Raw genomic sequence first — 24467 nt, forward strand, 5'->3', positions numbered from 1 at the left:
CGGACGCTAGTCGCGTTCGGAGGGGCGCAATTGACGGATCTCAAGTTTTCGCGCGCGCCGTCAGGGGGAGAGGAGCGCCTCCAGCCGGTCGAGGAGGGGGTGCTGGCTCGCGAGGAGCTTCACCCGCGCTTCTGCGAGGGCAAACCACGCCGCGCGGTCGACCTCGGGGAAGGCCTCGCTGCGCCCGCTCCCGCGCGGCCATTCGAGGGTGACGAGCCCGCCGCCCGGAATGGCGGCGGCGTCGGCCTCGCCCTCCGCGGCGAAGGCGATCACCACCTTGCCGCCCGTCTGGCGCACCTCGCCGAGCGGGTGGAGGGGGCCGTCCACCGCCGCGCCGACCTCCTCGCAGAACTCGCGCCGCGCAGCGGCCTCGATGTCCTCGTCGGGGCCATCCACGAGGCCCTTGGGGATCGACCAGGCGTCCGCATCCTTGCGCCGCCAGAACGGCCCGCCGGGGTGGACGAGGAGCACCTCCACCCCCTCGCGCCGGCGATACAGCAAGATGCCGGCGCTCAGTTTGTGCGGCGTCGCCCGGTCGGAGCGCGATCGCGCCATCTCACCCGTCCTCCCGCCGTCCGCGGGCGAGCCTTGGCAGCGTCGCCCCATCGGAAATCTTGACCAACATCAATTCCGGCCGGGCCGTGCGGTTCATGCTGAGCCAGCGGGTTTGCGCCGTTGCATCCCCATTGCCATCGGAGATCAGCCATGGACGACAAGACGCTACGGCAGGAAGTCCTGAACGAACTCGAATATGAGCCGGGGCTCGACGCCGAACACATCGGCGTGGCCGTGGAGAGAGGCGTGGTCATGCTCTCCGGCCACGTGAACAGCTATCACGAGAAGATGCTGACGGAGGAGACCGTCCAGCGCGTGAAGGGGGTGAAGGGGATCGCGGAGGAGATCGAGGTCCGCTACCCCTTCGAGAAGAAGACGGCGGACGACCAGATCGCCGAACGCGCGGTCAACGTCCTCACATGGGACGTGCGCGTCCCCGAAGACCACATCATGATCAAGGTCGAGCGCGGCTGGGTGACCCTCTCCGGCGAAGTCGACTGGCACTATCAGCGCCTCGCGGCGGCCGACGCGGTGCGCAAGCTCGGCGGCGTCGTCGGCGTCAACAACCGCGTGACGGTGAAGCGGCGGGCCTCCTCGGGCGACGTGAAGCGGAAGATCGAGGAGTCGCTGAAGCGCAGCGCCGAGATGGAGGCGAAGGCGATCGAGGTCAGCGTGTCGGAGGGGCGCGTCACCCTCGGCGGCCACGTCAACGCCTGGTACGAGCGGCGCCTTGCCGAGCGCGCGGCCTGGTCCGCACCCGGCGTCGCGGTCGTGGAGGATCACATCAAGGTCGGCTGAAGGGTGCCCCGCGCCGCGTGGTCGATTGACGATTCTCAAGGGCTGCCGCCCAAGACGCCGTAGCCCTCATCCCAGGATGCACCAAGCGGGGTGCACCCGTTGCGAAGGGCATGAAGCCATGAACTTGCCATTCCTGAAGAAGAACAGCGACGTGGTTCCCGGCGACGCCAATCCGTTCATCTCCCTTCAGCGCGAGATCGAGCGGGTGTTTTCCGACTTCAACCGCGGCTGGCCGAGCGTGAACTTCGACTGGCCGCGAGTCGCCGTGCCGCGCATGGACATCGTGGAGAAGGACGGCCGCATCGAGATGACCGCCGAGCTCCCCGGCCTCGAGGAGAAAGACGTCGACATCGAGGTCAACGACAACATCCTCACCATCAAGGGCGAGAAGAAGACCGAGCGGGAGGAGAAGCAGGGCGACAATTGCTACCTCACCGAGCGGAGCTACGGCACCTTCACCCGCGCGATCGAGCTGCCAGAGGGCGTCGATCCGAACGACGTGAAGGCCTCGATGGCGAAGGGCGTCCTGACGATCACCGTGCCGAAGCCCGCAAAGCTCGCGAAGGCATCGGCGAAGAAGATCGCGATCGGCCCCACCGCCTGATCCGCGCACGAGGGCGGCGGCGACGCCGTCCTCGGACCGCGCCTCGCCGGTGTGCGGGGCGCATCTATCCAAGTTGGCCTTCACTTTCCGTGCGGAAAAGGGCCAACTGGGGCCTGGGTCGACTTGCCGGTTTCCTTCTCGGTCTGGTGGATCGTGGCTACCATGGACAAACGAGCGACCGACGCGCGCCCGGACGGGGCGGACCGGACGGCGACCCCCGCGCACCCCTCGCGCGCGGGCCGCACGCTGCGCCGCGTCGAGCGGACCGGCCTCGTCGTCGCGCTCGGCTTCCTCGCCAACATGCTTTTCCTCGGCATCGACATCCGGATGCCGCAGCAATATGCGATCGCGATCCTCTACGCCGCGCCGATCATGGTCGCCTTCTGGCTGCCATCCCCGCGCGCGACCCTCATCCTGGCGCTCGCGGGCAGCGTCTGCTCGCTGATCGGCTACACGCTCACCCCAGTCGCGCCGCCGGTCGGCCCGGTCGAGACGGCGCTCTACCGCATCATCGCGATCGCGCTGATCTGGGTTGCCGCCTTTCTCGCGGTGCGCCACCAGATCGCCCGCGCCCATAGCGCGGAATCGGCGGTCGCGAGCCGCCACCAGATCGCGCTCCTCCAGGCGATCCTCGACACGTCGCCCGACGCGCTCGTGGTCATCGACGTGCACGGCACCATCCAGTCCTTCGGCCGTGCGGCGGAGCGTCTCTTCGGCTATTCGGCCGGCGAGGCGATCGGGCGGAACGTCTCGATCCTGATGCCGCACGGGGACCGGGAGGCGCACGACGGGTATCTGGCGCGCTATCTGCGCACCGGGGAGCGCCGCATCATCGGCATCGGCCGGGTCGTCGAGGGGGAGACGAAGGACGGCCGCAAATTCCCGGTCGAGCTCTCCGTCGGCGAGGCGCGGGTGGAGAGCCACCGCGTCTTCATCGGCTTCCTGCGCGACCTCTCCGCGCGTGTCAGGATCGAGGAGGAGCTGCGGCAGGCGCAGAAGATGGAGGCGATCGGCCAGCTCACCGGCGGCATCGCGCACGACTTCAACAACCTCCTCCTCGTCATCGGCGGGAACCTCGAACTCATCGAGACCCGGCCGGACCGTCCCGACCCCGTGGCGCTGCGCGATGCGCGCGAGGCGATCGAACTCGGCACACAGCTCACCGCGCGCCTCCTCGCCTTCGGCCGCAAGCAGACGCTCGACCCGAAGGAGGTCGACATCGCCGAGCTTGCGGGCGGCGTCGTCTCGATGCTCCGCCGCACGCTCGGCGACGACATCGAGGTCGCGCTCGACATTCCCGAGTCCCCCGGCAAGGCCGTCGTCGACGCCGCGCAGCTCCAGACCGCGCTCATCAACCTCGCGATCAACGCCCGCGACGCGCTGGAGCGAGGCGGGCGCATCGTCATCACCGTGCGCGACACCGAGATCGACGCGGCCTACGCGCAGAACCACCCCGAGGTCCGCCTCGGCCGCTACGTGGTGGTGGAGGTCGCCGACAACGGGGCCGGCATGAACGAGGAGGTCCGCGCGCGGGCGGTCGAGCCCTTCTTCACCACCAAGCCCTATGGGGCCGGCAACGGGCTCGGCCTCTCGATGGTCTACGGGTTCGTGAAGCAGTCGAACGGCCATTTCGAGATCGAGAGCGCCGTCGGGCAGGGCACCACCGTCACCCTCTATCTGCCGCACGCCGAGGGGCGGCGCGCGGGCGCGGCGCAGCCGGCGGCGACGGGCGCGGACCGGGGGGCGGGAGAGACGATCCTCGTCGTGGAGGACGACCGGCGGGTGCGGCGCATCGCGCTCGCCCGGCTGCGCGAACTCGGCTACCGCACCGTGGAGGCGAGCAACGGGGAGGAGGCGCTCGACGTGCTGCGATCCCCGGCGGCGGTGGACCTCCTCTTCACCGACATCGTCCTCGGCAGCGGCATGTCGGGCTTCGAGCTCGCGCGCCAGGCAAGGGCCGAGATGCCGGCGCTGCGGATCCTTTACACCACCGGCTATGCGAGCCCGGATGTGGTCGAGCGCGCGGGCGGCGTTCATCCCCCGGCGAGCCACATGCTGCGCAAGCCCTACACCAAGGAGCGCCTCGCGCGGACCGTCCGCATGATGCTCGACGCGCCGTCATGACGGCAGCGGGGGCTCAGAGCGCGATGTCGCGCGGGCCGCTCGCGGGCCTGGTGAAGGTCGCGGCCTCGGTCGGGACGCCGATCTTGTAGCCGAGCTGGCGCACGGTCGCGATCGTGTCGGGCGGCAGCTTCTTGCGCAGTCGGGCGACGGTGCTGTCGATCGCCCGGTCGAATGCGTCGACATCGTCGCCCCGCGCGGTGATTAGCGCGTCGCGCGTGAGCACGCGCCCGTTGGCCTCGGCGAGCGCCACGAGGATCGCGAATTCGCCCTGCGTCAACGGGATCGGCGCGCCGTCCGGCCCGAGGAGGAGATGGTCCGCGACGACGAGCTTCAGCGTGCCGATCAGGAAGCCCGGCGCGCCCGCCGGCGCACAGGGCGCGGCGTCGCCGCCCTCGTGCCGGCTCGTGCGGCGCAGCACCGAGCGCACCCGCGCGAGCAGCTCGCGCATGTGGAACGGCTTCACGAGGTAATCGTCCGCCCCGACCTCCAGCCCGACGATCCGGTCGATGACGTCGCCCTTGCCGGTGACCATGATGATCGGCACGTCGCTCGTGCGGCGGATCTTGCGCGCGATCTCGAGCCCGTCCGTCCCCGGCAGGGTCAGGTCCAGGATGATGAGATCGTAGGCGTGCTTTGCGATGAGGCCGAGAAGCGCCGGCTCGTCGGCCGCCTCGTCGACGTCGAATTCTTCCGCCTCCAGCGATCGCCGCAAGAGCGAGCGGACCCGTGGGTCATCGTCGACGACGACAATGCGTGCGCGATCCATCGTGCATCGGGACCTCTTCACAGAACAAAAGTCTACAGTTGCCATTGATCTGCAACAAGCCTGACACATCGGCGGCAAACCCATGCGAATTCGGTTTGCTTTAACGGCCACCCGCGGGAGACCTGCACCGATCGAGGAGGCCGAGAATGTCCGCAACTGATGCGCTGCATACCGCCTTTGACGGTATCGTCTGCACCCCGTCCGCCGCCCCGCATCTGCGGATCGGCCGCCAGGAGCACCTCTTCCATGAGGGTGATCCGGCCGACGCGATCTTCGTCGTGCTGAGCGGCGTCGTCGTCATCTATCGCACGGGGCTCGACGGGAACCGGCTCATCCATGGTCTGCGCTTTGCGGGCGAGCTCGTCGGCGTCGGCTATGGCGAGACGTTCGGCGTCAGCGCGGTGGCGGTCCGACCCTCGGTCGTGCGGCGCGTGTCGCGGGCGAGCCTCGAACGGCTCATCGACGAGGACCACGCGGCCGTGCGGCAGATCCTGAAGGTGCTGACGGCCGAGCTGATGCGCACGAGCGACCAGCTCATGGTGATCGGCAGCCGCACCGCCATCGGGCGCGTCGCGACCTGTCTCCTCGACATGTCCACGCGGGCGGCAGGCGGCGGCGAGACCTTCATCCTCCCGATCTGCCGCAGCGAGATGGCGGACTATCTGAGCCTCACCATCGAGACGGTGAGCCGCGCGATGTCCCGCCTCAAGTCGCTCGGGATCATCAGCCTGCCGCAGACCAACACGGTCACGATCCGGGACCGTGCGGCGCTCCAGGCGCTCGCCGCGGAAGACGGGGAGGGCGCGGCGCGGGGACGGCTCTGCGCCTGATCCCCGCCACCCGTCCCCGCGTCCGTCACAGCCCAACAGCGCCCGCACCCCGTCCGCGCCCCTTCACTTCCCGTGCGTGGGCTTCGCGAGGGGCTCGCGGCCCTTCAGCATGTAGCGCCAGTAGATCGGGGGGAGGATGCGCTCCTTCAGGATCCACGCGAGGCGCGACGGCTTCAGGTCGTTGATCAGCCATTTCGGGAAGCTCGGCGTGCGCCGTCCGCCATAGGCGAACTCGGCGAGCACGATCTTGCCGCGCTCCACGGTGAGCGGGCAGGAGCCGTACCCGTCATAGATCGCGGGGGCGGGAAGGCGGATCCTGCCCATCGCGGCGAGGAGGTTCTCGGCCACCACCGGCGCCTGCTTGCGCGCGGCGGCGGCGGTCTTGGCGTTCGGCGCGCTGATCACGTCGCCGAGCGCGTAGATGTTCTCATATTGCGTGTGCCGCAGCGTCTCCTGGTCGACCGAGACCCAGCCGGACTCCGCCGCGAGCGGGCTCGCCTTGATGAAGTCCGGCGCCGTCTGGGGCGGCACGACGTGGATCATGTCGAACGTGCGCTCGACGATCTCGCCCGCATCGCCCGCCTTCTTGAACCAGGCCTTCTTCGCCGGCCCGTCGATCTTCACGAGGTTGTGGCCGAAGGAGAGCTCGATCCCGTATTTCTTCACATACTCCATCAGCGCGGGGACGTAGTCGGCGACGCCGAAGAGGACGGGCCCAGCGTTCAGGAACTCCACCTTGGTCTTCCCGAGGAGGCCCTTGCGCCGCCAGGTGTCGCAGGAGAGGTACATCGCCTTCTGCGGCGCGCCGGCGCACTTGATCGGCATCGGCGGCTGGGTGAAGAGCGCCGTCCCGCCCCTGAAGGTGTTCACGAGCTCCCACGTGTAGGGCGCGAGATCGTAGCGATAGTTCGAGGTGACGCCGTTCTTGCCGAGCGTCTCGGGAAGCCCCTCGATGCCCGCCCAGTCGAGCTTCAGCCCCGGCGCCACCACGAGCCACTCATATTTGAGGACCTTGCAGCCCTCCAGGATCACGGCGTTGTTGGCCGGATCGAAGGCGACGACCCCGGCCTTGATCTGCCGCGCCCCGTGGGGGACGAGCTCGTCGAGGTTGGCGCGCGTGACCTCCGGCTCGAACACTCCGGCGCCGACGAGCGTCCAGCCCGGCTGGTAGTAGTGGGTGTCGGCCGGGTCGACGATCACGATGTCGAGCCCGTCGGCGCGCGCGAGCATGCTCGCCGCCACCGCGATGCCCGCCGCCCCGCCGCCGATGACGACGATCTGGTGGCTCTCGGCCGTGCCGTCGGCGATCACCTTGCCGCCGTTCGCGATGCGCGCGGCGACGCCGGAGAGGTCGTATCCCGCGCGCTTCGCGGTCGCGAGGATGTCGGGCACGGGGCGGGTCTTCGCCTGTGACAGCGCCCAGAGAGTCGTCGTGCGCGTGCCGGTGCGGCAGAAGCCGAGGGTGGGTGCGGGGAGCGCGGCGAGGGTCTCGGCGAAGGCCGCGACCTCGCCGTCGGTGATCTTGCCGGGCGTCACCGGAAGATAGCGCGCCTCGATCCCGGCTTCCTTCGCGGCGGCGTCGATCTCGGCGAAGGTCGGCTGGTCGGCGCCCTCGCTGTCCGGCCGGTTGACGATGATCGAGCGGAACCCCGCCTCGGCCGCCTCACGGACCTCGGCGGGCGAGATCTGGCCGGAGACGGAGAGGCGGTCGTTGATTGTCTTGGCGTCCATCGGTGCTTCCTCCGCGCCGCCGCCCTGCCTTCAGCGAGGCGTGGCGTCGCGCTCTTGTTGATGAGGGTCGAGAACCCGCGCGAACACGGCGGCATGGGCGGGCGCGGGCTTCGCCGGGCGCGTGCCCTTGCCGCCGGCCGGGGCCGGATCACGCGCGAAAAGGTGGTCGATCAGCGCCGCCGCGCGCGGGTCGACGAGGCGGTAGACCATCGCCTTTCCCTGGCGCCGGTCGGCAACGAGGCCGGCCTTGCGCAATTCCCCGATCTGCTGGGAGAGGGTCGGCTGGCGGATGCCGAGCGTCCTCTCAATCTCGCCCACCGACGCCTCCCCGTCGGCGAGGCGACGCAGGATCGCGAGGCGGTTGGGGTTGGCGAGGAGGCGCAAAAGCTCCGCCGCCGCCGCGATCGGCGGGCTCGATGCGGTGAGCGCGGGGGCGCTGCCGTCCGGCGAAGCGGGGCTCACGCCTTTGCCCCCAGCGGCCGGGTCTTGAAGAACCAGTCGGGGTCGAGCGGGCCTGGGCCCGTCGGCAGGGCCGGGGCGATGACATCGCCGCCCGGCTGCCATCCCTCCGGGGTGTAGACGCCGTGGGTATCGCTCGTCTGGAGCGCGCGCACGGTACGCAGCAGCTCGGCGACATTCCGGCCGATCGCCATCGGGTAGGTGGCGCTCATCCGCACGATCCCGTCGGGGTCGATGATGAAGGTCGCCCGCACGGTGCTGGAGTCGGCCGCATCCGGGCCGAGCATCCCGTAGGCCCGCGCGATCGCCATCGAGGGATCCTCGGCGATGGGAAACGTTATATGAGTTCCGAAAGTATCCTGGATCGCCTTCACCCACGCGAGATGGGACGGAAGGCTGTCGACCGAGAGGCCGAGGAGATCGCACCGGATCGCCTGGAAGGCGTCGAAAGCGGCCTGGAAGGCCAGGAATTCGGAGGTGCAGACGGGGGTGAAGTCGGCCGGATGGGAGAAGAAAACGAGCCAGCGCCCGCGAAAATCGTCGAGCGAGCGCTCGCCGAGCGTGGTGCGGCACTGAAAGCGCGGCGCCGCCGCCCCGATCTGTGCTCTGGCGGGCGTGTGGGGCGATGGCGTGTCAAGCAAGCGGAGCCCTCCGATGAAGAGAATTAAAAATTATGCATAATGATTATTTATTCAAGTCCCGCCGCGCGAGGGCGGCATGTGTGCGCCCGCGCTGAGGATGGCGGCACGTCCTCAACCCCGCCGCACGCCCGCCAGAAGGCGCGGCCACGCCTTCGAGGCGCGAAGACGTTCGTTTCGGGCCGAGCTTGCGGTGATCATTGTCGGCGGTACGTGCGCGACGGGCACGTCGCGCGGGGAGGACAGCGCAGACCCATGAACTGCGACGCCGCGACGTCGCCTCAGGGCCGTTCCCGCAGCCCTCGCGTCAGGGGGCAAATCCGGCGTCGAAGAAATGGAAGACGACGGGCACCATCGGCCGCCAATAGTTCCAATCGTGCGCTCCGTCGGAGACGCGCAGCTCCGGCTTCAGCCCCACTTCCCGCAAGGCGATGTACATGTCGACCGTGCCGTCATGGAGTTGCCAATAGTCGTCGTCGCCGACGGCAAGGAGGATCCTCGGCGGCGCCTCGAGCGCGCCGACGGCTGCCACGGAGGCAAACGGCGATTGCGCCTTGAAGACCTCCATGTCGAAGGTCGTGCCGGTCGTGCGCGGAAACCACTTCTCACGCTCCTGCGGCGGGTCAGCGGCGGGACCCGTGGCCCACGACAACGCATCCGGCCGCCACACGCCGGGGCTGAGCGCCGCGACCGCGCCGAACATGTCGGGGTGGCGGAAGGCGAGGCGGAGGGCGCCGTGGCCACCCATCGAGTTGCCGGCGATCGCGCGGCCGGCGGCGGTCTTGCGCGTCGGATAGGCGCGATCGATGGCGGGCACGAGATCGGCGACGATCGCCGTCTCATAGTCGCCCTCGCCGCCGAAGCGGGCGCTGTCGACATACCAGCTCTTCCCCGCCTCCGGCATGACCGCGATGACGGGCGCGATTTCGCCCGCCGCGATCATCCGGTCGAGCTGTTCGGCAAGGCGGCCGCCCTCGGCCCACTCGTGCCGCCCCCCGCCGAACCCGTGCAGGAGATAGACGACGGGAAAGGCCGCATCCGGCGCGTCATGCCCGTCCGGCAGATAGATGTTGTAGAGGAAGGGCCGGCCGAGCGCGTCGCTGTCGATCTGCGAATTCAGGCGAAGGTCTCCGGCATCGGCGCCGTGAGCCAAAAAGAGCCCCGCGACGACGCCAAGCAAAGGCCGCGATATCCCACGCATCCCGTTGCCCCGCCTGCTTTCGACAGAAGATCCGGCAGCCTGACACAGGCCCGGCACCAGGTCGACGGCAATTCGGGTCGCCCGATGGCTTTTGCGAAAACGATGAAACCCTTTCGAGCAAATTTCTGATAGATTAGCGCAATTACGCGCAAAATTTTGTATCGCCGATGATGAAATTGGGAGCGTGCCGCGATGAATCTTGCCAAATTCGCGCTGGCCTGGGTGGTGCTCGTCGACGTGATGGGGCAGGGGCTCGCCTTTCCGATCTTCAACACTTTGATGACCGACCCGTCCGCCGGATTTGCCCCGGCGAACATCAGTGCGAGCGCGGCGGGCTTCGACTTCAGCCTCCTCGTCGCGGTGTTCTTCCTCACCTGGTTCTTCGGCGTCGTCTTCGTCAGCCGCCTGTCGGACTCGGTCGGGCGGCGCCGGGGTCTCCTCATCTGCCTGACGGGGTCGCTCGTCGGCTATCTCCTCACCCTTCTCGCCATCTCCATCGACAGCTTCGCCCTCCTCCTCGCGAGCCGCGCGATCACCGGCTTTACCGCCGGCACCCAGCCGATCGCGCAAGCCGGCATGGTCGACCTTGCCACGGACGAGACCGACAAGGGCCGCAACATGGGCCTCGTGATGCTCGGCACCAGCGTCGGCCTCATCGCGGGGCCGGTGATCGGGGGCGTGTTCTCCGACAAGTCGCTGATCGGGGACATCGCCTCGCTGTGGCTGCCCTTCGTCATCGGCGGGGCCTTCAACCTCGCCGCGCTGGTGCTCGTCTTCGTCGGCTTCCGCGACCACAAGCGCTATGACGCGCCGCTGCGCATCAATCCGCTCGACGTCTTCCTGCTGCTGTGGGAGCTGCGGGACCATCCGCTGGTGCTCAGGGTGTGCGTGGTCTTCTTCTTCTTCGAGCTCTCCTTCCTCGGCGCCTACGTGTTCCTCGTCAATTATTTCGGCGCGGCGTTCGGGATGAAGACCGCAGGGACCGCGATCGGGATGCTCATCCTCGGCGTCGCGCTCGCCTTCGCGAGCATCGCCCTGGTCGGACCGGCGCTCGCCCGGCTCCCGCGCTGGGCGATCATCGCGGCGACGCAGGCCGGTATCGCGGCCTCGATCGCACTCATCGTCGCCGCGCCTTCGGCAATCCTCGCCTATGCCGCGCTGGTGCCGCTCGCGATCTCGTTCGGGGTCGGCTACCCGACCTTCCTCACGATCATCTCGGCGAGCGCGTCGGAGGACAGGCAGGGCTGGGTGATGGGCGTCGCGATCGCGCTCTTCACGCTCGCCGGCGGCCTCGTCTCGATCCTGAGCGGCGAACTCCTGTCGTTCGGGATGCGTGCGCCCTTCTATCTCGGGATCGCCGGCGGCCTCGTGGCGCTCGCCCTCATCGCCGCGCTGTGGCGCGTCCCTTCCATGCGGGGGATCGTCGGGAAGAGCTGAGCGGCGCCCCTATTGGTGGAAGCAGATGCCGGTCTGCCGCTCGGCGAGCTCGCCATAATGCTCGGCCAGCAGCGGGTGGTCCTCGGCGATCGTCGCCGGGAAATGGCAGATGCCGGAGGAGCGGCGCACGAAGAAGGCGGCATGCCAGGCGCCGAGGAGGCAGCCGTCGGTGGTTCTCAGCTCGATGCGATGGCCCTGGAGGTTGCCGACCCGCATGTTGGTGCCGCTGTTCTCCATCTCGGCCTGGAAGGCGATGCGGCCATTCTCGTAGAAGCGCCAGCGGACGGCCTTCCAGGTGCAGTGGTTGATGGTGCACGCCTCGCTCCAGCGCCACTCGCGCCAGGCGACCGCCTCGGCGCCGCGCTTTGGGACGCTCTCCCCATCGATCCGCGCCGCGCTCTCCCGCTCCACGGCGCGCTCCTCGCGCACGAAATGCTCCTCGTCGCGGGAGAGGGCGAAATGGTCCGGGTCGAAGCGGGCCTTCAGGAAGCGCGCGGCGTCCTTGCGCGTCTTGTCCGGGTCCATATTCAGGATCGGCCGCATCAGGAACGCGGTGGCCGTTGTGAAAATCGCCATGGATGGATCCCGAGATTCGCCGCCGCCCCCACTCTAGACGCAAACGCTCACAAAGGGCGACCGGCCGGGGAGGGCAGGCTATTGGATCGACAGGTCGAGATTGTAGTCGACGGTTTTGTTCGTGTCCTCGTCGTTTCCTGAGAAATTATGCCAAGGTTCGAGCGGCCTCTTCGGCGTCCTCGTCGTCTTCCACGTCCTCCCCCTCTTCGATCGACGTTCCCGCGTAAGCGGGCTTACCCATCGCAATCTCAATGAGGTTGAGCAGCTTTTTCTGGCGATCGTCCATAAAGGCCTCGAAATCATCTCTGCGCAGCAAGCCCGGCTCGATCAAATGTGAGCGCAAATATCCGTTTAAGGCGCTCTCAGCGATTGGAGGAGCCTTGCTGGTACCACTCTCCAATTTCTTAATGTATTCTGAGGGAGCGCCTCCGCCGATGATCCGATTGGTGCGATAGGAAAGGGGCGTCTTATTGATAATTGAGTCGTATATCGACGGTTTGATACCTCGCGTTTTGCACCACTCTTGCGGAAAGATGTGATGGATATCGACATTTTCTCCAAAGAATACCGTATGATTGAATTGTTGCCCCGACCTGAAATCCTGGGCTCCCTCTCGCATCAGGAGAGCGTTTACGCCTTTGTAGGCGGCCGAAAGCCTCATGCGCATCGTTTTTAATCGATCCGCTCGAAATATTGTCTCGCTTACAGTTGAGGGTTCAGGACCGCCCTGTAACCATGCTGGGACTTCGATAAAATCCCGTGCCATTCTTGACTCTACGGCTGAGCCGTAGAGTTCGCCGAATACCCCATTCCAATACCATTGGATAAGTTTTCCACGGTTTGCTTCATGTTCCCACGCTTCGCCAATGTCAGCAAGAATAGCAGCCAGAGGCACGATCTGCGTTTGGTAGGGTAGATCGAATATTCGATAGATGTGAAGCATGTGAAGGAATTTTGCGGCGCGCAGAAAACCTTCCTCCACTTGCTTTTCAAAGTTTTTATACGCTTCGAGTGGAAGGCCAAGCAGTGCTTGCCGGTTGCCCGAGACCGCCGGAAGTTCTTTGCCTTCTTTCTTGGCTGCTTCGGCGGTTCTTCGTCGCTCACGCGTGTAGAAAAGGGACACAGCCTGAAGAAAATCGGTGTTTGCGACACCTGCGAGAATGCCGTCCTCTGAATCACCTAAGCGAAGGGTGTCGGCTAGGCGTCGGTGCCGGCCCTTCGTTTCTTCGTGACCATACCAATCCTTCCGGAGCTCGTGCCCCGAGGCCGCATACATGGCCGTCACCAGCTCGAATGCGTCTAGTGGTTTGCCACCCGTGTTGACTTTTTCGAATACGACACAAACCGCTTCTTTCGAAGTTGAGCTATCGAGTGCTATAACTGGTACTCTATAATATTTAAAATTTTCGAGGACTTCTCTTTTGAATGTTCTAAATAATTCTCGATTTTCTCTGCCTTAATCTCCTGACCAGTGCTCATCAAAGCCATCTTGCCATTTGTCCCAGTCAAACACCTGGGTGACAGGATACATCAATGCCGCGTATTCTTTTTCGGGCGTGGAGAGATCCAGTGTGATCTCACGCGCGAAATCAATCCGCTCGACGCGGTCTTCCGGGACGCTCCGGATTGCGTCCTCGCGATCGATAGCGCCGTCAACGGCTTTCCGAATATCGATGTAGAACCAGCGCCGCACCTTCTTCCGCTTCGGTGTGACTGTCTCCACAACCTTTCCGCGAAGAGTCACTTGGTAGAGTGAGGTCATCCGCTGTTGACCATCCAACAAAAGCGATTGCGGAACAGCGCGCCGAGCCTCAGCTGGGGCGCCCTCAACCGGCCGTGGTTTGAAGTTCACCGGTCCACCAGTGACCAGTGACATCAACGCTCCGACAGGAAACGCTCGGGAAATGGAGGCGATCAAACTTTTGATGCGATCCTCGTCCCAGACCCAGCTTCTCTGAAAGTCTGGGAGTTGGATGACGCCCCGGTGGCACTCATCAAGGAGGCGATGCAGATCAATCGGATTGGTCTGGAAAGTCGAGCCCGGCATAGCGGTCCTTGAATAAATATTTTTTCGTTGATTGCCACTCTACACAGACAAGCAAGCAAACCACCTCGCAAAATCGAGCGCAATTTGAAGTTTTTGAAATGCAACGCAAAATGAAGTCGCGAGGCGTCGGGATCCAGAAAAGGAGCCCGATGGCTGCGCGGTCGCGATCCGTATCCGACCGGTGCTCCGCCAACTAGAGGCGCGATGGGTTAGGCATCGCTGTGGTCACGTTACCTCTCTGCGGACGGCAGGAACCCGAGCCACAGACGTGGCGGAAGGCAGGCGCCGCCCCTCGGCCGTCATTCGCCGCATCTCAATGCTGACACGACTGAATGTTAGTCCTCTGCGCAACAAGAGTGCGATGCGGCGGCGCGACCTTGCGAGATCGGCGCACCGCTATCCGCCGGAGAGGGGGAAGATGAGTGGTCACGACCACCGCGCCGCGTGTTCGCCTGTGCGCCCGAGCGCGCCAAGCACCGGATCTCACGGTGCTTTTCGGGGCTCATCTTCGCCCGCTCGGATTCAGGAAGAAGCACCGGCCTGTGTCGAATGACAACCGAGACGCATTCGCCGCGTCTGGCTGTCGCGGCTTGGTGGCATGGCGCCGATCCTCGGAAGGCATCCTGGGCGAGAATGTGGCGGACCTTTCGGCAACGCCGCGATCAATCGGACGGCTGGGCCCGGCCGGGCGCGGTACGACCCCAACCGACCTTCGCCGCGCGCAACGCCAGCGGTCCGGCTGAGAGCTGCCGTTGAGAGTGGCGTGCGATAACGGCTCATGTCGTATATTGCATAAGTCCAATCTGTATTGCCTATTTCATGGATTCTGTTCAGGTTAGTTTTGCTGGATACAACCGCTAGGGTAGAATCCGGCGATTCCTTGTCGAAGTTTTCTTTGCCTCTCTACATTTCGACTCCGCGCGCCTTAACAAACGAGTGGGACTCCTCTGTCGACGGGCTGCCAAATCAAGGCGTTCTGCCTTGTGGCACGTGTCATCCGTCTGGGGAGAAGCGTTTGCCGGACCGCCGTGTCAGTCCTCCGTTCGTCTCGATCTTGCTGCCCGTCTACAACGGCGCGGCCTATCTGACGGCAGCCCTCGACAGCCTCCGTGCGCAGACTCATTCGCGCCTGGAGATCATCGCCATCGACGACGGGTCGACGGACGGGAGCCTCGCGATCCTCGAGGCGGCGGCGCGCGACGACCATCGGATCGTCGTCGTCACGCGCGAGAATCGCGGCCTCGTCGCGACGCTGAACGAGGGGCTTGCGCGCGCGAGCGGGCGCCTCGTCGCGCGCATGGATGCCGACGATATCAGCTACCCCACCCGGATCGCGCGCCAGGTGGCGGCGTTCGCCGATCGGCCTGGGCTCGCCATGTGCGGCACCGGCTTCGACACGATCCGCCTCGACCGGGTGCGCGCGCGCCAGCTCGACCCGATCTTCAAGGAGGGGGATCTCGGCATCCTCTCCCTCTTCTTCACCCTCTTCATCCACCCGACGGTGATGTTCGACCGCGCGGTGATCGGCGACGGGCTCGCCTACGACCCGCGCTACCTCCACGCGGAGGATTTCGACCTCTTCCGCCGCCTCACCCGCGACCATCCCGTCCACGTCATCCCGGAGAGCCTCCTCGGCTATCGCCTTCACGAGATGAGCGTCACGCAGCGCCACAAGTCGGTGATGCGGCAGTCGCACATGCGCATCGTGTCGGAGAATCTGGCGCGCGAGGGCTTCTCTTTCGCGATCGCGCCCGAGGCGCTCGAGGTCGCGAGCGAGCGGGCGGTGGATCGCCTCGCCGTCCAGATGCTTGACCTGCGCGATGAGTTCGCGGCGCGCCCCGCCGCGCTGCGCCCGTCCTACGAGCACGGCTGGCAGCAGCTCTTCTATTTCTTCTTCGGGCACCTGTGCGACCAGCCGAGCCCGCACCTCGTCGCGCGCTATCTCGACGCGACCGACGGGTGGGGGCTCTGCCGGCGGCGTGACCGGGCGATCTATCGCGCCTGCGGTCGCTCCAAGTCGGTCGTGGCGGCCGGCCGCTCTCTCTCCAACGCCGCGGACGCGGTCATCGCGCTTGCCGGCCCGCGCGACATCCGGGCGGCCTGACCGTGGAATATTGGCGGTGGGCCCCCACGCGCTGGAAGCCGCGGGAGCTGACGGTGAGCGTCATCGTCTGCACGTTGAACCGTTTCAAATCGCTCGACCGCGCGCTCGCCTCCATTGCCGCCGCCCATGCCGAGACGCCGGGGCTCGGCCTTGAGCTGATCCTCGTCGACAACGGCTCCACCGACCCGACGCCGCACGTCGCCGCCGCCTTCGCGCGCGCGGTTCCGTTCCGCGTCGTCCTGGAGCACGAGCCGCGCCGGGGCCTCGCGCGGGCGCGCAATAGCGGGCTCGGCCGGGCGATGGGCGATCTCCTCGTCTTCCTCGACGACGATTGCGAGTTGCGGCCGGACTATTTCCGCGCGCTCCTGCGCGCCTACGCGGCGGACACGGATCTTGTCGTGCGGGGCGGGCGGGTGGAGCTTGCGGACGCGGCCGACCAGCCCGTCACGATCAAGCTGTCCGAGAGGGTGGAGGTACTCGACGCGCACACGGCGCCGGGCGGCTTCATCCACGGCTGCAACATGATCGTCCCGCGCGCGGCGGCCCGGCGCATCGGCGCGTTCGACGTCGCCTTCGGTGTCGGGGCGCGGTTTCGTTCGGCCGAGGATACCGACTATGTCGTGCGCGCCTACCTCGCGGGCCTGCGCGTCGAATATTCGCCCCACCTCGTCGTGCGGCACCGCCACGGGCGGCGCACGGAGGCGGCGGCGCGCGAGACGATCACGGGCTACGCGTTTGGCAACGGTGCGCTTTACGCCAAGCATCTGCGTGCCGCGCCCTACATGATGCGCCGCCACGTGCGCTGGACGGCGCGGTCGGCGCTGCGCGAATTCGTCGGCGGCGCGCCGTTCGAGCCGGGCATGGGCGTCTCCCACTGGCGGATCCTGCGAGCCAATCTCGGCGGCGTCCGCGCCTACCTGACGGCGGCGCTGAAGACGCGCATCACCCGCACGCCCGCGCCGGTGTCCGACGGGGCAGGGCGCGCCCCCGCCACGGCACGCCTTCTGCGGCTCGATGGCGCGGACCGGCGCTGAGGCGGCGCCGGCTCTGTCGGAACCGATAGGGCGGGGACCGCTCTACGACGGAGAGCCCGCAATCCGTCCGCGCTCGATTGGGTCCCCAACCTAGGCAGGGGCGCGCTGGTCGTAGAGCTCGTCCATCCCCAGCGAGGCGACGGCTTCGAGCGGCATCGTGCCGACCACCGCGCCGTCCGCGAGCACCACGACGTCATCGCATTGGGAGAGCGTGCGCCGGTGATGGCTGACGACGAGCGTCATCCGCCGCCCGCGCCGCGCCTTCAGCATCGCGAGGATCGCCGCCTCGGAGACGCTGTCCACCGCGTTGGTCGCCTCGTCGAGGATGAGGAGGTCGGGGTCGATGAGGAGTGCGCGCGCGAGCGCGATGCGCTGGCGCTGCCCGGCCGACAGGTTCGCGCCGCGATAGCCGAGCCGCGTCTCGAACCCCTCCGGCAGCGCCTCGATGAAGCCGGCGGCCTCCGCCATCGCGGCCGCGGTCCGGATCTCCACCGGGCTCGCATCGGGCCGGCCATAGGCGATGTTCTGCGCGACCGTCCCGTCGATGAGGTCGATGTCCTGGCTCGCGACCGCGATCCGGCCGCGCCAGCATTTCGGATCGATCTCGCGCAGCGGCCGCCCGTCGACGAGGATTGCGCCGCCGGTCGGCTCCAGGAGCCGGGCGAGGAGGGCGATGATGGTGGATTTGCCAGCACCCGACCGGCCGACGAGCGCCGTCGACCGCCCCGCCGCGAGGCGGAAGCTGATGCCGTTGAGGACCGGCGCGCCATCCGCCTCGTAGGCGAAGCGGACATCGTGGAACCGGATCCCCTCGCGGATCGTCTCGACGCTCTCCGCTCCGCGCGGCGCTTCGGGCTTGCCGGCGGGGTCGAGCAGGCCGCCGACCGCTTCCATCGAGCCCGTCCACCCCTTCAGCGCGTTCCACCCGCCCTGGAGCCCGCGCACGTAGGGCTGCAGGCGGTAGAGGAGCACGACGAACGTCGCGATCACCGGAAAGCCCACATCGTTCAGCCACGCGCCGACGATCAGCGACAGGAAGAGGCCCGCGAACAGGATTTCGGTCAGCACCGGGACGAGGCCGCTCCGCGCATGAAGGCGGAAGGCCGCGCGGCGCAGCGCGTCGGACGTCGCGCCGAAGCGGTCGAGCTCGGCCGTCTCCTGGCGGAACAGGCGGATGAGCTGCCCGCCATGGACCACGTGCAGCATCCGCGAGGCCATCTCGTTGTTGCGCGCCGTCTGGGCGCGGCTCGGCGCCTTGAGGCCGGCCGCGAGCACAGCGTGGATCGTCTGGATCAGCGCGAGGCCGACGAGGACGAAGAGCGTCATCTGCCATGAGAGGAGGACGAGGAATGTCAGGAAGATCAGCGCGCACGACAGGTTCACGATCATCGCGAGCACCGTCTGGATCGCGTCCGATACCCGCCACGACTCGTTCGAGAGGGTGTTGAGGAGATGCCCCGGATCCGCACGCTGCAGGAAGGGATATCCGACGCGCACGAGCCGTTCGGCGAGCGACAGGCGGATGCGGTGACCCGCATGGCCGTAAATGTAGCCGCCGAGGACGCCGTTCGCATAGGCGACGACATTCTTCACCGCGATCAGCCCGAACACGAGCGCGCACAGGACGAGAAGGCGCGTCCCTGGATCGAGGTCCGCGCCGATGCCGAGAAAGAGCCCCGCGAGGCCACCCTCGGGCGCCGCCTCCTGCGGGCCGATGATGATCGACAGGATCGGGATGATGAGCCCGATGCCGAGCCCTTCCAGCGTCGCGCTGAGGATCCCGAGAAGGATCACCGGCGCGAGGAGGCGGTGCTTGCCGTCGAGGGGCGCGCCGAGAAGGGGCCAGGCGCGCGAGGCTCGAAACATCATTCCGCAGACCTCATCAAATGCGAGTTCACGGACGGTGCTACGGCCTTAGGCTCGGCCTCACCACATCAAAGGTTGAAGAGGGGCCGCGGCACGATGGACTTCTTCAAGGATGGGACGAAGGGGCGCAGCCTCGGCTACATCCCCGCCCTCGACGGGCTGCGTGCGCTCGCGGTTCTCGCCGTCTTCGCGGAGCACTTCACCTACAATGACCTGATCCGGGGCTTCAATCCGGGGATGGTGGGGGTGCGGACCTTCTTCGTCCTCTCAGGCTTCCTCATCACGACCATCCTCCTCAACGAGCGGGGGACGGCTCCGGTTGCCACGCTCGCCGCCCGCTTCTGGTACCGCCGCGTGCTGCGCCTGATGCCGGTCTTCCTCATCGCGATCGCGCTCACCTGGGCGCTGAATCTCGGTGAGATGCGACAATCGATATACTGGCACCTTTCCTACCTCTCCAACGTCCAGGTCTTCGTGGAGCACCGCTGGACGGGGGCGGGCCATTTCTGGACGCTCGCCATCGAGGAGCAATTCTATCTCCTCTGGTTCCCGCTGGTGATGCTCCTGCCGGTGCGCTGGATCCTCCCGGCGATCGTGGCGGCGATCCTCGGCTCGCTCGCCTACAGGGGCGTCGTCACGGTCGGCATCGACAATTTCGCCAACGTGCTCCTGCCCGGCCAGCTCGACAGCCTCGCGATCGGGGCGCTCCTTGCGATCGTCGTGCGCACGCCGCGCCTCGCTTTCCTCGACCGCATGGTCAACGGCCCGGCTCTCGTGGCGGCCGGCGCGCTCGCCGTGGTGCTCCTGTCGCCGACGGTGCACGAGATGGCGAACCTCAACTGGCCCTATATCGGCTGGGTGGGGCTGCCCTTCCTGGTTGGGCTCGGGGCGGCGGCGCTCGTGCGGATGGCCTGTACGCCGGGGGCGCTCGCGCGGCACCTGTCGCACCCCGCCCTCATCCACATGGGGCAGATCTCCTACGGGCTCTATGTCTGGCACTATTTCGTGCCGCAATTCACCTACACCTACATCCCGAACTTCCATGTGCTCGACGAGGGGGCGCTCGCGCTGGTTCGGACAGTGATCTGGGTGGGGCTGACCTTTCTCCTCGCCGAGCTCACATGGTGGCTCGTGGAGCGGCCGCTGCGCGCGTTCCGCAATCTCCCGCGCGGGCCGATCCTCACCCCCGCGCCGGCCTGAGGCGGATTCCGCGGCCGTTCGGGAGTTGTGAAGCCCAGCTAATCAACTCCTGAATTTTTCGAACGATCTTTTGCCCCCGGCGAGTGGTACCCCGATCGCAAGAAGAAGCGACCTCAGGGGGGCCACATGGACGCCGATCGTCGCCGCAGCGCGACCTCCAACGTCTCGTTGGAACTGCGTGCCTACAATATCCGCCGCAAGTCGTTGCTGATGGGCGAGGTCCAGGGACAGGGCTATATCGGCCAGGCTCTCGGCGTCGCCGACGTGCTGGCCGCGTCCTATTTCCACGCGCTCGAATACCGGCCCGAGGATCCCGAATGGGAGGGGCGCGATCGCTTCCTCCTGTCGATCGGCCACTATGCGATCGCGCTCTATGCCGTCCTCATGGAGGCCGGCATCCTGCCCGAGGACGAGCTCGAGACCTACGGGATGGACGACAGCCGGATGCCGATGTCCGGCATGGCGTCCTACACGCCCGGCATGGAGATCACCGGCGGCTCGCTTGGCCACGGGCTCGGCATCGCCGTCGGCATGGCGCTCGGGCTGAAGCGGAAGAAGAACCCCGCCTTCGTCTACAACCTGATGTCGGACGGCGAGCTTGGCGAAGGCTCGACTTGGGAAGCCGCGATGGCCGGCGCCCACCACAGGCTCGACAATCTCATCTGCCTCGTCGACTTCAACAACCAGCAGGCCGACGGCCACTCGCGCCAGATGATGTCGTCCGAGCCGCTCGACGCGAAATGGGAGGCGTTCGGCTGGCACTGCCAGCGCGTCGACGGCAACGACCTCGATGCCGTCGTCGCCGCATTCGACGCCGCCCGCACGCTCGCCGAGCCGAAGCCGCGCGCCATCATCTTCGACACCCGCATGTGCAAGGGCGTGCCGTTCCTGGAGGAGCGCGAGATCACCCATTTCGTGCGCGTCGACCCCGACGAGTGGGGCAAGGCGCTCGCCATTCTCGAGGAAGGAAAGCCGAAATGACCCTCGCATCGATGGCGCGCAAGTACGAGCCCCGCCGCGTTCCGAAGAGCGAGGACGGGGTCCGTCTCACAACCTCGGCGATGATCGCCTCGCTCGCGGCGGAGGGCTACGACACGGTCGCCGCCCCCTTCGGCCACGCCCTCGTCGACCTTGCCAGGCGCGATGAGCGGATCGTCGGCCTCACCGCGGACCTGTCGAAATACACCGACCTCTACGTCTTCGCGAACGCGATGCCGGACCGCTTCTACCAGATGGGCATGGCCGAGCAGGTGATGGTCTCGGCCGCCGCGGGTCTTGCCCGCGAAGGCTTCATCCCGTTCGCGACGACCTACGCCGTCTTCGCCTCCCGCCGCGCCTACGACTTCATCGCGATGGCGATCGCGGAGGAGAATCTGCCGGTCAAGATCGTCTGCGCGCTGCCGGGCCTCACCACCGGATACGGGCCGAGCCACCAGGCGACCGAGGATCTCGCGATCTTCCGGGGCCTGCCCAACATGACGATCGTCGACCCGTGCGACGCGGACGACATCGCCGGGATGGTGCCCGCGATCGCCGCCCATGACGGGCCGGTCTATTGCCGGCTCCTGCGCGGCAAGGTGCCGACGGTGCTGACGCGCCACAAGCCGGACTACAAGTTCGAACTCGGCAAGGCTCAGCTCATCCGCGACGGGCGGGACGTCCTCGTCATCGCGTCCGGCTTCATGACGATGCGCGCGCTCGACGCGGCGGCGCAGCTTGCGAAAGATGGCGTCGACGTCGCCGTCCTCCACGTGCCGACCATCAAGCCGCTCGACGTCGACACCATCCTCGCCGAGGCGGGGAAGGGCGGTCGCCTCGTGGTGACGGCGGAGAACCACACCGTGGTCGGCGGCCTCGGCGAGGCGGTCGCGCGCACGCTCCTCGTGAACGGCGTCACCCCGGCCTTCCGCATGATCGGCCTGCCGGACGCCTTCCTCGAGGCCGGCGCGCTGCCGACGCTCCACGACATGTACGGCATCTCGGTCGACCGGGTCGCCGCGCAGATCAAGGGCTGGCTCTGACGCGAACGCGCCGGGCCTCCCCGCACAAAAACAACACGTGACGTTCAAGGGAGAACGGGCTGATGGGCCTCCTGGAGGGAAGATTCGCCATCGTGACCGGCGCGGCCTCCGCGCGCGGTCTCGGCAAGGCGACCGCGCGCCTCTTCGCCGAACATGGCGCGACGGTCGCGATCCTCGACCTCGACGCTGACGCGGCCGCCGCGGCGGCGGCCGATCTCGGGCCGGACCATGTGGGCCTTGCCTGCAATGTGACCGAAAAGGCCGCCTGCGCCGCCGCCGTCGAGGCGCTTCTCGCGCGCTGGGGCCGGATCGACATCCTCGTCAACAATGCGGGGATCACCCAGCCGCTCAAGATCATGGACGTCGCGCCGGAGAATTACGACGCGGTGCTCGACGTGAATCTGCGCGGCACGCTCTACATGAGCCAGGCGGTCATCCCGGCGATGCGCGCCCAGCGCTCCGGCGCGATCGTGAACCTCTCCTCGGTCTCCGCCCAGCGCGGCGGCGGCATCTTCGGCGGCCCGCATTATTCGGCCGCGAAGGCGGGCATTCTCGGCCTCACCAAGGCGATGGCGCGTGAACTCGCGCCCGATCAGATCCGCGTCAACGCGATCTGCCCCGGATTCATCGCGACCGACATCACCGCCGGCAAGCTCACCCCCGAGATGAAGACGCAGATCCTCGAAGGGATCCCCATGGGCCGCACCGGCGAGGCGTCGGACGTGGCGGGCTGCGCGCTGTTCCTGGCCTCCGACCTCGCCGCCTACTGCACCGGCACCGAGGTCGACGTGAACGGAGGTTCGCTCATCCACTGAGCCTCGGCCGTCCGCCCGCGCGGCTGGCCACACGGCGCCATCGGCGCCCCCCCAACGACAACAAAATGCATGGAGGAAACAGACCGATGAAGACGACAATGCTTGCGGCGCTCGCCGCCGCGACGATGCTCACCGCGCCGGCCTTCGCCGACGAGATCATCTTCGCCCACGGCGCCAATCCGGGGAACCCGCGCTACATCGCCGCCGAAGAATGGGCGAAGCTGATGGGCGAGTGCACCGGCGGCGACACCACCGTGAACGTCGCCCCGTCCGCGACCATGGGCGACGACGTGGAGATGCTCACCTCCGCGACCGCGGGCGTCATCAACGTGACCGCCAACAGCCAGGGCGCGATGTCCCAGATCGTGCCGGAGATCGGCCTTCTCGGCCTGCCTTTCCTCTTCGAGGACCTGCCGTCGGCCTGGGCCGTCCTCGACGGCGATGTCGGTGACATGCTCGATGCGCGCGCGCAGGAGGCCGGCCTCAAGATCCTCGGCTTCTGGGACAACGGCATCCGCCACGTCAGCCATGTGTCGAAGACCGTGCCGAACCCGGCCGACATCAAGGGCATGAAGATCCGCACCCCGCCTGACCAGATGACGGTCGACATCTTCGAGGCGCTCGGCGCCGCGCCCGCGCCGCTCGCCTTCTCCGAGCTCCCGACCGCGCTTCAGTCCGGCGTGTTCGACGGGCAGGAGAACCCGCTCACCAACATCTATTCCTCCAAGATCCACGAAATCACGAAGTTCATCACGCTGACCGGCCACAAGTACGAATCGACGCCGGTCGTCGCCGGTCTCGCCTGGTGGTCCGGACTCGACGAGGCGATGCAGAACTGCCTCCTGGAGGCGACCGCGAAGGCCGGCGAGGGTCAGCGAAAGACCTCGCAGGAGCAGGGCGAGAGCCTGCGCGCGACGATGGAAGGCGAGGGCGTCACCTTCGCCGAGGCGGACCATGACGCCTACGTCGCCGCGACCGCGTCGGTCTACGACAAGTACGCCGCGCAATATCCCGAGCTCGTGGACGCGCTGCGCACCGCATCGGGCCAGTGATGGCGACGCCGGTGGACGGCGTCCCGCGCACCGCAGGGATGGGGCCTCGCGGCCCCGTCCTCCGCTCGGCCGGCGCGATCGTCACCGCGCTCGACTGGAGCGGGCGGGTGATCGCGGCGGCGTGCCTCGCCTTCATGTTCGTCGCGCTGCTCGTCAACGTGATCCTGCGCTACATGTTCGGCTCCGGCATCGCGTGGGCCTATGAGATCCACGCGCTGCTCCTGCCCTGGCTCGTCGCGGGCGGGATCGTCATCGCCGCGGCGCGGGGGCGCAACATCGCGATCACGCTCCTGCCGGACATGCTCGACGCGAAGGCGCAGCGGATCCTCCTCGTGATCATCCACCTCGCGATCCTCGTCATCGCGCTCAGCGTCCTGTGGACGGGACAGCCGATCCTGAAGGCCTCGAAATTCCAGACCCTCTCGACCCTCGGGATCAAGCAGGTCTGGGGCTATGCGAGCCTCGTCTACGCGTTCGCCGCGATGGCCGTCATCGCGCTCGTCGACATCGTCCGCGTCCTCGGCGGCGCGCTCTCGATCGACACCGACCCCGGGCACGCGAGCCTCAGCTAGGCGCGCCCGGCCTCGCCTCCGTCAGACCGCAGAAGGG

23 protein-coding genes are annotated in these 24467 nt (G+C 67.2%); 13 read left to right on the top strand and 10 right to left on the bottom strand.

The genetic code is table 11. The features are described from left to right. Window positions 1-60: 60 nt before the first annotated feature. A complete protein-coding gene (locus tag DBV35_RS10855; protein ID WP_108660146.1) occupies window positions 61-555 on the bottom strand; it encodes an NUDIX hydrolase in 495 nt (164 codons plus the stop codon). A gap of 150 nt (window positions 556-705) precedes the next feature. Between DBV35_RS10855 and DBV35_RS10860 the strand changes: the two genes are divergently transcribed. From DBV35_RS10860 to DBV35_RS10870, 3 genes are all read left to right on the top strand, one after another. After that, window positions 706-1353 carry a BON domain-containing protein gene (locus DBV35_RS10860; RefSeq protein WP_108660147.1) on the top strand — a complete coding sequence of 216 codons (648 nt, stop codon included), beginning with the start codon at window positions 706-708 and terminating at the stop codon, window positions 1351-1353. A gap of 118 nt (window positions 1354-1471) precedes the next feature. Beyond that, the gene (locus DBV35_RS10865) at window positions 1472-1957 is read left to right on the top strand and encodes an Hsp20/alpha crystallin family protein (RefSeq protein WP_108660148.1); all 486 of its coding nucleotides are present in this window, start codon (window positions 1472-1474) and stop codon (window positions 1955-1957) included. Window positions 1958-2119: 162 nt separating this feature from the next. Beyond that, the gene (locus DBV35_RS10870; RefSeq protein WP_205648560.1) at window positions 2120-4081 is read left to right on the top strand and encodes a PAS domain S-box protein; all 1962 of its coding nucleotides are present in this window, start codon (window positions 2120-2122) and stop codon (window positions 4079-4081) included. Between the two features lie 13 nt (window positions 4082-4094). Here DBV35_RS10870 and DBV35_RS10875 read toward each other — a convergent pair whose 3' ends face one another. Beyond that, a complete protein-coding gene (locus DBV35_RS10875; protein ID WP_170134908.1) occupies window positions 4095-4847 on the bottom strand; it encodes a response regulator in 753 nt (250 codons plus the stop codon). Between the two features lie 146 nt (window positions 4848-4993). On the opposite strand from DBV35_RS10875, the gene DBV35_RS10880 reads away from it, so the two are divergent. Continuing rightward, window positions 4994-5677 carry a Crp/Fnr family transcriptional regulator gene (locus DBV35_RS10880; protein WP_108660150.1) on the top strand — a complete coding sequence of 228 codons (684 nt, stop codon included), beginning with the start codon at window positions 4994-4996 and terminating at the stop codon, window positions 5675-5677. A 63-nt stretch (window positions 5678-5740) separates the two neighbouring features. Here the strand turns inward: DBV35_RS10880 and DBV35_RS10885 are convergent, their stop codons facing one another. From DBV35_RS10885 to DBV35_RS10900, 4 genes are all read right to left on the bottom strand, one after another. Then, window positions 5741-7408, bottom strand: coding sequence for a bifunctional protein tyrosine phosphatase family protein/NAD(P)/FAD-dependent oxidoreductase (locus DBV35_RS10885; RefSeq protein WP_108660151.1), 1668 nt, complete (start codon window positions 7406-7408; stop codon window positions 5741-5743). A gap of 30 nt (window positions 7409-7438) precedes the next feature. Beyond that, entirely contained in the window at window positions 7439-7813 is a 375-nt protein-coding gene (locus DBV35_RS10890) for an ArsR/SmtB family transcription factor (protein WP_342752361.1), read from the bottom strand. 53 nt (window positions 7814-7866) lie between these two features. After that, on the bottom strand, window positions 7867-8508 hold the full coding sequence (locus DBV35_RS10895) for a peroxiredoxin (RefSeq protein ID WP_205648561.1): 642 nt from the start codon (window positions 8506-8508) through the stop codon (window positions 7867-7869). A gap of 304 nt (window positions 8509-8812) precedes the next feature. Next, on the bottom strand, window positions 8813-9685 hold the full coding sequence (locus DBV35_RS10900; protein WP_157961675.1) for an alpha/beta hydrolase: 873 nt from the start codon (window positions 9683-9685) through the stop codon (window positions 8813-8815). A gap of 213 nt (window positions 9686-9898) precedes the next feature. Between DBV35_RS10900 and DBV35_RS10905 the strand changes: the two genes are divergently transcribed. Further along, window positions 9899-11143, top strand: a complete 1245-nt coding sequence (locus DBV35_RS10905) for an MFS transporter (RefSeq protein ID WP_108660154.1) — start codon at window positions 9899-9901, stop codon at window positions 11141-11143. Window positions 11144-11152: 9 nt separating this feature from the next. Here DBV35_RS10905 and DBV35_RS10910 read toward each other — a convergent pair whose 3' ends face one another. The 3 genes from DBV35_RS10910 to DBV35_RS31045 all read right to left on the bottom strand — a co-directional run bounded on the left by DBV35_RS10910 (window position 11153) and on the right by DBV35_RS31045 (window position 13766). Continuing rightward, window positions 11153-11719, bottom strand: coding sequence for a hypothetical protein (locus tag DBV35_RS10910; protein WP_108660155.1), 567 nt, complete (start codon window positions 11717-11719; stop codon window positions 11153-11155). Between the two features lie 145 nt (window positions 11720-11864). Next, window positions 11865-12995 carry a hypothetical protein gene (locus DBV35_RS31040; RefSeq protein WP_245943895.1) on the bottom strand — a complete coding sequence of 377 codons (1131 nt, stop codon included), beginning with the start codon at window positions 12993-12995 and terminating at the stop codon, window positions 11865-11867. Between the two features lie 180 nt (window positions 12996-13175). After that, window positions 13176-13766 carry a DUF262 domain-containing protein gene (locus tag DBV35_RS31045; RefSeq protein WP_245943896.1) on the bottom strand — a complete coding sequence of 197 codons (591 nt, stop codon included), beginning with the start codon at window positions 13764-13766 and terminating at the stop codon, window positions 13176-13178. Between the two features lie 1015 nt (window positions 13767-14781). Here DBV35_RS31045 and DBV35_RS10920 point away from each other — a divergent pair. Then, a complete protein-coding gene (locus DBV35_RS10920; protein ID WP_157961676.1) occupies window positions 14782-15870 on the top strand; it encodes a glycosyltransferase family 2 protein in 1089 nt (362 codons plus the stop codon). Between the two features lie 53 nt (window positions 15871-15923). After that, the gene (locus DBV35_RS10925; protein ID WP_157961677.1) at window positions 15924-16904 is read left to right on the top strand and encodes a glycosyltransferase family 2 protein; all 981 of its coding nucleotides are present in this window, start codon (window positions 15924-15926) and stop codon (window positions 16902-16904) included. 90 nt (window positions 16905-16994) lie between these two features. Here the strand turns inward: DBV35_RS10925 and DBV35_RS10930 are convergent, their stop codons facing one another. Further along, a complete protein-coding gene (locus tag DBV35_RS10930) occupies window positions 16995-18770 on the bottom strand; it encodes an ABC transporter ATP-binding protein (RefSeq protein ID WP_245943939.1) in 1776 nt (591 codons plus the stop codon). Between the two features lie 96 nt (window positions 18771-18866). Here DBV35_RS10930 and DBV35_RS10935 point away from each other — a divergent pair, with 96 nt between their 5' ends. The 6 genes from DBV35_RS10935 (at window position 18867) to DBV35_RS10960 (ending at window position 24430) form a co-directional block, all read left to right on the top strand. Then, window positions 18867-19970, top strand: a complete 1104-nt coding sequence (locus tag DBV35_RS10935; RefSeq protein WP_108660159.1) for an acyltransferase family protein — start codon at window positions 18867-18869, stop codon at window positions 19968-19970. A 126-nt stretch (window positions 19971-20096) separates the two neighbouring features. Then, window positions 20097-20951, top strand: coding sequence for a transketolase (locus DBV35_RS10940; protein WP_108660160.1), 855 nt, complete (start codon window positions 20097-20099; stop codon window positions 20949-20951). Next, on the top strand, window positions 20948-21991 hold the full coding sequence (locus DBV35_RS10945; RefSeq protein ID WP_108660161.1) for a transketolase family protein: 1044 nt from the start codon (window positions 20948-20950) through the stop codon (window positions 21989-21991). The genes DBV35_RS10940 and DBV35_RS10945 overlap by 4 nt, the downstream gene beginning before the upstream one ends. A 62-nt stretch (window positions 21992-22053) precedes the next feature. Next, window positions 22054-22806 (top strand): SDR family NAD(P)-dependent oxidoreductase, encoded by a 753-nt coding sequence (locus DBV35_RS10950; protein ID WP_108660162.1) that lies wholly within the window; start codon window positions 22054-22056, stop codon window positions 22804-22806. Window positions 22807-22892: 86 nt separating this feature from the next. Then, window positions 22893-23858 carry a TRAP transporter substrate-binding protein gene (locus DBV35_RS10955; protein WP_108660163.1) on the top strand — a complete coding sequence of 322 codons (966 nt, stop codon included), beginning with the start codon at window positions 22893-22895 and terminating at the stop codon, window positions 23856-23858. Next, window positions 23858-24430: a TRAP transporter small permease gene (locus DBV35_RS10960; RefSeq protein ID WP_108660164.1), complete on the top strand. Its 573-nt coding sequence runs from the start codon at window positions 23858-23860 to the stop codon at window positions 24428-24430. Before DBV35_RS10955 ends, DBV35_RS10960 begins: the two co-directional genes overlap by 1 nt. Window positions 24431-24467: the final 37 nt, after the last annotated feature.

This window comes from Acuticoccus kandeliae (genome assembly GCF_003073115.1).